We start from the raw sequence: 7,687 nt of genomic DNA, 5'->3' as shown, positions 1-7,687 counted from the left end.
CAGCACGTAGCCGCCGTTGTAGTCGGTGTGCTCACCGATGAGGTTCACCCGCCCGGGGGCAGAGGCGACGAGCTCCGGGGGGTGGCCGAACAGGTCCTGGAAGGTAGGGGGCACACCGACTTTATTGAACTATTCGGGGGTGATTAGCAACGAGTCGAATCGAGCGGAGGCGCCCGCGACACCCCCCGCGGTGAGCGCCACGCGCACGGCACGATCCCACGGCGGCAGATAGTCGCCGTTCTGCTCGCCGCCCACGTTCGTCCAGGGGGCGCCGTCACCCCTCATCGCGAACTGGAACATGTGGCCCGTCCGAGCCGTCACACGCAGGTGCAGCTTCCCGCCCGGCATCGCCGGAGCATCGAGGCTGGCGAGCGTCTCGTGGTTGTTACCCCTGCGACGCCACAGGTCCACCTTGCTCCCATTGAGGGCGACGCCGATCGCATTCTCCGGATCGCCAAAGGCCGAGAGTCCCGCCACCGTCCCCGCCGGCATCCCGTTCGTGTCCAAGGTCGCAATGGCCGTGTAGCTGCCGGAAGGGGAGGAGCGAGCCAGGACCCCACCGATGACATCCTCCGCCCGATCGGCCGGAGGCGCCAGAGTGAGCATCCCGGCCGCGATGCTCGTGATAGGCTTGCGCGTGTTCGGCCACTGCCAGCCTTGCACGAGCGTCTCCGAGAGGAAGTGATCGCTCCAGGCTGCGGGCTTCGCCAGCACCTGGCCGCCCACGCCCTTGCGCGCGTTGATCACCGGCCAGCCATCCTCGCCCCAGGTGATCACGTCCAGCACGCCCTGCCTTCCGGCGTACACGGAGTCCGTGACGCGATAGGCGTGGTACAGGAAGTAGTCCCGGTTCAGGCTGTCCGTCACCACGCTGCCGTGGCCCGGGCACTTGAAGGACTCGTTGTTCTTCATGATGGGGTTGAGCGGGTTCTTCTCCCAGCCATCGAGCAGCTTCTTCGAGCGGGCCACGCCCACCCCGTAGTTGCAGCCCTTCCCGCAGCAGCCGGCGCCCGCGTAGAAGACGTAGTACCAGTCGTTGCGCTTGATGAGGTGCGGGCCCTCGATGAGCTGGCCCTCCCACGGCACGTCATTCAGGAGGATGGCCTTCTTCTCGCCCGTGAGCTGGGTGCCGTCCTCGGACATCGGCTGGGCCCAGAAGGGCGTGGGCAGACCCTTGCTGTTGCCATCTTCCTTCCAGACCAGGAAGAGCTTGTCGTTCTCATCCCGGATGAACGCGCCGTCGATGGAGCCGAGCTCCTGGCACACGAGCGGGCCGTGATCGGTGTACGGCCCCGAGACCTGCGGCGCCGAGGCCACCGCGACGCACAGCGGGCCGCCCTTCTTCTTCGCCGTATAGAGGACGAAGAACCGGCCCTTGTCGACCACCAGCTCCGGCGCCCAGTAGTTGGCCTCGGACCACTCCGGCGGCGTCTGGAAGATGGAGCCCACCCACTCCCACTGGAGCAGATCCTTCGACTTCAGCAGCGGGAAGTGGGGCGCCCACTCCGAGGACGTCGCCGAGGCCCAGTACTCGTCCCCGACGCGGATCACGGACGGATCCGGGAAGTCGCCGGGCAGGATGGGGTTGGTGATCTGGAGCGGCGGAGGCGGCTCTTCGGGAGGACTCGGGACAGGAGGCTTCTCATCGGAGCAGCTCGGCGCGGACAGGGCTGCGAGCAGGGTCAACGAGAACAGGGCTGCGGAAAGGAATACGCGGCGTGCGCGCATGAGGGCACCTCGGTTGGGGGGCGGCAGCCTATGGCGGTGATGATTCAATGGTCAATCAGGCCTGCTCCATGTCGCCAGGGCTCTGGAGCGCTCCTTGTATGGGTATGGCTTTCGCCAAAGCTCTGTCGAACAGTCGACACATGCTTGACGCGCCGCGTTGACCGTTGGACCTGAGTACAGGGCGGTGTGACGCGGCCCGGCAAGGGGTCTGCGTTGTCGGCCTTGACACACTGTATCTGCCTGTATGAGAAGACCGCCCTCCTGCATGGCGCCCGAAGCAGGGCAGTCCGGGAGCAGCAAACCGTTACATCATCCCGAAAGGGGAAGTGGACATGCGCAGAGGGCCGTCCTCATCTCGAGGTTGGAGCCGAAGGGGAGCGCTGCTCCCAGTGCTCGTACTGATGACCGTCGCGGCCTGCTCGGACGACGAGACTCCGCCAGAGCCGCCGCCTCCGCCGGAGCCCACCCTCGTCAACCAGCGCTTCACCAATCCCCTGAAAGTCTCGATCCCCAGTGGGGGCCGCGTCGAGAACTGCCCGGACCCGACGGCCATCCGGGGACAGCAGGAGGGGGACACGGCCTGGTACATGTACTGCACGTCGGATCCCCTCAACGATCAGGACAAGGATTCCGAAGGCAAATACAGACAGCATTACATTCCCATGTTGAAGTCCACCGATCTGGTAGAATGGACATACGTCGGAGACGCCCTCTCCGCGCCGCCGGGCTGGGCAGAGCCAGACACGGATATCTGGGCGCCTGAGATCACCTTCTTTGGCGGCAAATATTATCTGTATTACACGGTCGTCAACACCATCGCTGGTGGTAGCGCCATTGGGGTCGCCACCAGTGAGAGCCCGGTGGGGCCCTGGACCCAGGCCGGCAGCCCCGCCGTGGAGCCTCATGAGTCTCCCTGCTGCGGTGAGTCGCGGCGCTGGGTGTACGACCCCGAGGTGCTCATCACCGATAACGGTGAGAAGTACATGTATTACGGCAGCTATTTCGGCGGCATCTCCGTGAGGAAGCTCTCGGAGGACGGCCTGACCACCGATCCGCACAGCCAGGTGGAGGTCGCCATCTCCAACCGCTACGAGGCCCCCAGCGTCATCAAGCACGGTGACTACTACTACCTGCTGGGCTCTGCCACGAACTGCTGCAATGGCCCGCTCAGTGGCTACAGCGTCTTCGCTGGGCGCTCCAAGGATCCATGGGGGCCCTTCGTCGATCGCGAGGGCGTGCGCCTCACGACGAACCGCGTCGGCGGCACACCGGTGCTGGGCCTGAATGGCAACCGCTGGGTGGGCACGGGCCACAATACCCTCCTCACGGACCACGGTGGCCAGGACTGGATCCTCTACCACGCCATCGACAAGACAAGCCCCTACCTGGCCCCGGCCCCCGATGGGAATCTGCCCCCCAAGCGCCAGGTGCTGATGGATGCGCTGGACTGGGTGGAGGAGTGGCCCGTGACGCGCGGAGGCCTGGGCGCCTCGGACACCGAGCAAGCTGCGCCAGCCGCGCTGCCCGGGTACAAGAGCCGGTACACCCTGGTCCTCGCGAAGCAGGACGAGCCGGGCAACGCCATCGCCGCGGCCTCGGACGAGTTTGACGGCAGTGCGCTCGATGCGAAGTGGAGCTGGGTGCGCCCGCCGGCTCCGGCCTCCTTCGCGGTCGCCAACGGCGCCTTCCGCTTCGACACCCAGCCGGCGGACCTCTTCGAGGACAGCGACAACGCCTCGATCCTCTGGGAGCCCGCCCCTGCGGGGAACTACCTCGTGGAGACGAAGTTCTCGCTGAACCTGCCGCCGACCAGCTGCTGCCACAACTTCGTCCAGGCGGGGCTCCTCCTGCACAGCGACGATGACAACTACGTGAAGCTCACCCACTTCTCCAACTGGGAGACGCGGCAGATCGCCTTCGCCAAGGAGGTAGGCCCGGACGTGCCCGCGCGCTACCCTCGCTATGGCGAGACCTTCGGTGGTCCCGCGGACGAGACCGTGTGGCTGCGGATCGCCAAGCGCGCCTCGGGGGACGAGGAGCTGTACACGGCCTACTCCAGCCGGGATGGCGCCACGTGGAGCCGCGCCGGGACGTGGACGCACAAGCTGGGGGCGGGAGCCCGGATCGGCCTGGTGTCGTTGGCGGGCGGAGGCTTCACCGCCACCTTCGAGTACGTCCGTGTCTCCGAGCTGAAGGACTAGTCCGTGGTGGGCCAAGGGTTGGCCCGGCCACGAGGGATTGCGTATAGAAGTCTGGAACCTGCCGTTCTCACATGGAGAGACGAATGAGATGGATGATCGCGGTTGCTCTGGTGGCGCTGGTTGGCTGCAGCAAGCAGTCCTCGGACAAGGCTGAGCAGCCCTCCGGTGGGACTGCGGCCCCGACGCCCGCCGCCGAGAAGAAGCTCGTCGTGGGCTTCTCGCAGGTGGGCGCCGAGAGCGCCTGGCGCACGGCGGAGACCAAGTCGATCCAGGGCGAGGCCGCTAAGCGGGGCATCGATCTGAAGTTCGCGGATGCCCAGGGCAAGCAGGCCCAGCAGATCCAGGCGTTGACCTCGTTCATCGCCCAGAAGGTGGACGCCATCGTCCTGGCTCCTGTCGTGGAGACGGGCTGGGACGCCGTCCTGCAGCAGGCCAAGGACGCCAACATCCCGGTCATCCTCGTGGACCGCGGCGTCAAGGTGAGCGACGACAGCCTCTACACCACGCTCATCGCCAGCGACTTCGTGGAGGAGGGCCGCATGGCGGCCGAGTGGCTCGCCAAGAAGATGAACGGCAAGGCCAACATCTACGAGCTGCAGGGCACCACCGGCTCCGCGCCGGCCATCGACCGCAAGAAGGGCTTCGAGGAGATCCTCGCGAAGTACCCGGACATGAAGATCGTCAAGAGCCAGAGTGGCGACTTCACCCGCGCCAAGGGCAAGGAGGTGATGGAGGCCTTCATCAAGTCGGACGGCAAGCAGATCCAGGCCGTCTACGCCCACAATGACGACATGGCCCTGGGCGCCATCCAGGCGCTCGACGAGGCCGGCATGAACCCGGGCAAGGACGTCACCGTGATCTCGATCGATGCCGTGAGGGCCGCGTTCGAGGCCATGGTCGCCGGCAAGCTCAACGCCACCGTCGAGTGCAACCCGCTGATGGGGCCCCTCGTGTTCGACACGATCAACCGGCTCCGCGCGGGTGAGAAGCTGCCGAAGTTCACCCAGAACAAGGACCAGCTCTTCGAGCAGGCGAACGCGGCGCAGGTCATCGGCACTCGTGAGTACTGAGTCGCTCCTCGTCGTCCGAGGCGTCCAGAAGCGTTTCCCCGGGGTCCACGCCCTCGCCGGCGTGGACCTCGATGTTCGTGCAGGGGAAGTCCATGCCCTCATGGGGCAGAACGGCGCCGGCAAGTCGACGCTGATCAAGATCCTCACCGGCGTCTATCCCCGCGACGGCGGGACGATCACCTTCGAGGGACGTGACTTCCGGCCCGTCTCCCCGGGAGATGCCCAGCGCAAGGGCATGAGCACCATCTATCAGGAGCTCAACCTCATCCCCACGCTGACGGTGGCGGAGAACCTGTTCCTGGGCCGCGCGCCCCGGCGCTGGTTCGGCATCGACTGGCGCGCCATGCGGCGCAAGGCGGAGGAGATCCTCGCCACCTTCGATCTGAAGGTGGAGGTGGATCAGCCGCTGGGGACCATGTCGGCCGCGGTGCAGCAGCTGGTGGCCATTGCCCGCGCGGTGCAGACAGAGGCCCGGCTCATCATCATGGATGAGCCCACCTCGAGCCTCGACAGCCACGAGACCGAGGTGCTGCTCGGCATCATCGGGCGGCTCAAGGCGCGCGGCCTGGGCATCATCTTCGTCACCCACTTCCTGGACCAGGTGTACCAGGTCAGCGACCGGATCACGGTGCTGCGCAACGGTGCGCACGTGGGGACGTATGAGGCCTCTCAGCTGTCGCGCCTCGAGCTCGTCTCCCAGATGTTGGGGAAGGTGCCCGAGGAATTGGAGCCGGCCCTCCACGGGGCTCCCGAGAGTCAGGGGCCCGCGGTCGTCGCCGCCCAGGGGCTGAGCCGGCGGGGCGTGGAGCCCTTCGATCTGACGGTGCATGCGGGCGAGGTGGTGGGGTTCGCCGGCCTGCTGGGGTCGGGGCGGACGGAGGCGGCTCGGCTGATCTTTGGCGCGGATCACCCGAGCACCGGCACGGTGAACGGCTCGCTTCCCAGGAGCCCCCGCCAGGCCATCGGTCAGGGCATGGCGTTCCTCCCCGAGGACCGCAAGGCGGATGGGATCATCCCGGACATGTCGGTAAGGGAGAACATCGCGCTGGTGGTGCAGCGCAAGCTGGGCTTCACCCTCTCCCGGGCGCAGCAGGAGAAGATCGCCCAGGAGTTCGTGACGAAGCTGGGCATCAAGACTCCGTCGGTGGAGCAGCCGGTGCGGCTGCTCAGCGGAGGCAACCAGCAGAAGGTCATCCTCGCCCGGTGGCTCGCGTACGAGCCGCGCTTCCTCATCCTGGATGAGCCGACCCGCGGCATCGACGTGGGAGCCAAGGGCGAGATCGAGCGCGTCATCCACCAGCTCTCCCAGAAGGGGCTCGCGGTGTTGTTCATCTCGGCGGCGCTGGAAGAGGTGCTCCGGATCTCCCACCGCGTCGCCATCTTCCGGGATCGGAAGAAGGTGGGAGAGCTGACCCGCACGACGCTGCCGGAGGTCATGAAGGTGATCGCGGGTGAGGAGAAGCCCTCGCCCGAGGCGACGAAGAGCGCTGGAGAGGAACGCAATGCGCCCTAGGAACCTCTGGCCGCTGGTGGCGCTGGCGGCGCTGCTCATCTTCAACATGCTCTTCACCACGGGCTTTGCGCGGATCGAGCTGCGGGATGGCCGGCTCTTCGGCACGCTCGTGGACATCTTCCAGAACGGCGCCCCGGTGATGCTGCTGGCCGTTGGGATGACGCTGGTGATCGCGCTGGGAGGCATCGACCTGTCGGTGGGCTCGGTGATGGCGCTCTCGGGTGCGATCGCGGCGCTGCTGATGACGGAGCAGGGGCAGTCCGTCCCGGTGGCGATCGCGATCGCGCTGGGGGTGGCCCTGGGGGTGGGAGCCTTGAACGGGGCCCTCGTCACCTACGCGGGGATCCAGCCCATCATCGTCACGCTGGTGATGTTGGTGGTGGGGCGTGGGCTGGCGCAGACGCTCACCCATGATCAGAAGATCAGCTTCGAGATCCCGGCCTTCGAGTTCATCGGCAACGGCACCGTGCTGGGCCTGCCGTTCCCAGCGCTCCTGGTCGCGGTGGTGGCGCTGTGCGTCGGGCTGTTGCTGCGGAAGACCTCGACAGGCCTCTACATCGAGGCCATGGGAGGCAACCCCCAGGCGGCCCGGCTCTGTGGTCTGCGCGTCCATGTCATCCGGATCCTGGCTTTCATGGCGTGCGCCTTGTGCGCGGGCCTGGCCGGGCTGATCGCGGCGGCGGACATCAAGGAGGCCGATGTCGCCAACGCCGGGCTCTACCTGGAGCTGGATGCCATCCTCGCGGTGGTCCTGGGTGGGACCAGCCTGACCGGGGGCCGGGCCAACCTCGTGGGCTCGTTGATTGGCGCCATCTTCATCCAGACGCTCACGATCATGCTCCAGATGCGCGGGGTCATCACCGAGCACACGCTCATCATCAAGGCCATCGTGGCGCTCGCGGTCTGCTACATGCAGACACCTGCGTTCGAGCGCCTGGCGCGGCGGCTGCGGCCAGCGGAGGGCAGCGCGTGAACTTCGTCCGCAAGCACATCACGGTCATGGCGGGGGTGGTGGCGTACGTGCTCCTCTATGCCATCGCGGCGGCACGGTACGACGGCTTCCTCTCGCTCCCTGTCTTCATCAACTTCTTGTCCAACAACGCGGTGCTCGGCATCGTCGCGGTGGGTATGACGTTCGTCATTCTCTCCGGCGGGATCGATCTCTCCGTCGGATC

General features: G+C 66.6%; 6 protein-coding genes and 1 pseudogene. 5 read left to right on the top strand and 2 right to left on the bottom strand.

The window, feature by feature from the left end; genetic code table 11:
• Together VD972_RS01815 and VD972_RS01810 are read right to left on the bottom strand one after the other, a co-directional pair.
• Positions 1-114 (bottom strand): galactokinase family protein (locus tag VD972_RS01815; RefSeq protein ID WP_324979791.1); only part of this gene is annotated, 114 nt, incomplete at its 3' end.
• Between the two features lie 15 nt (positions 115-129).
• On the bottom strand, positions 130-1,728 hold the full coding sequence (locus tag VD972_RS01810) for a family 43 glycosylhydrolase (RefSeq protein WP_324979788.1): 1,599 nt from the start codon (positions 1,726-1,728) through the stop codon (positions 130-132).
• Positions 1,729-2,117: 389 nt separating this feature from the next.
• On the opposite strand from VD972_RS01810, the gene VD972_RS01805 reads away from it, so the two are divergent.
• From VD972_RS01805 to VD972_RS01785, 5 genes and pseudogenes are all read left to right on the top strand, one after another.
• Positions 2,118-3,929, top strand: a complete 1,812-nt coding sequence (locus VD972_RS01805) for a family 43 glycosylhydrolase (protein WP_324979784.1) — start codon at positions 2,118-2,120, stop codon at positions 3,927-3,929.
• Positions 3,930-4,021: 92 nt separating this feature from the next.
• Positions 4,022-4,999, top strand: a complete 978-nt coding sequence (locus VD972_RS01800) for an ABC transporter substrate-binding protein (RefSeq protein ID WP_324979780.1) — start codon at positions 4,022-4,024, stop codon at positions 4,997-4,999.
• Positions 4,989-6,512 (top strand): sugar ABC transporter ATP-binding protein, encoded by a 1,524-nt coding sequence (locus VD972_RS01795; RefSeq protein ID WP_324979777.1) that lies wholly within the window; start codon positions 4,989-4,991, stop codon positions 6,510-6,512. The genes VD972_RS01800 and VD972_RS01795 overlap by 11 nt, the downstream gene beginning before the upstream one ends.
• The gene (locus VD972_RS01790; protein ID WP_324979772.1) at positions 6,502-7,485 is read left to right on the top strand and encodes an ABC transporter permease; all 984 of its coding nucleotides are present in this window, start codon (positions 6,502-6,504) and stop codon (positions 7,483-7,485) included. The genes VD972_RS01795 and VD972_RS01790 overlap by 11 nt, the downstream gene beginning before the upstream one ends.
• Positions 7,482-7,687 (top strand): annotated as a pseudogene (locus VD972_RS01785) (sugar ABC transporter permease YjfF); the annotation flags it as partial. The gene VD972_RS01790 and the pseudogene VD972_RS01785, both read left to right, overlap by 4 nt.

Origin of the sequence: Hyalangium sp. (assembly GCF_035629615.1) — a bacterium.
GTDB lineage: Bacteria > Myxococcota > Myxococcia > Myxococcales > Myxococcaceae > Hyalangium.
The sequence above is the reverse complement of the archived record's forward strand: the minus strand, read 5'-3'. Positions and strand labels throughout refer to the sequence as shown.

What these genes read in the sequence shown, in the direction of transcription:
- VD972_RS01810 (WP_324979788.1), bottom strand. Translation starts at nt 1,728, where the DNA reads ATGCGCGCACGCCGCGTATTCCTTTCCGCAGCCCTGTTCTCGTTGACC.
- VD972_RS01790 (WP_324979772.1), top strand. Translation starts at nt 6,502, where the DNA reads ATGCGCCCTAGGAACCTCTGGCCGCTGGTGGCGCTGGCGGCGCTGCTC.
- VD972_RS01800 (WP_324979780.1), top strand. Translation starts at nt 4,022, where the DNA reads ATGATCGCGGTTGCTCTGGTGGCGCTGGTTGGCTGCAGCAAGCAGTCC.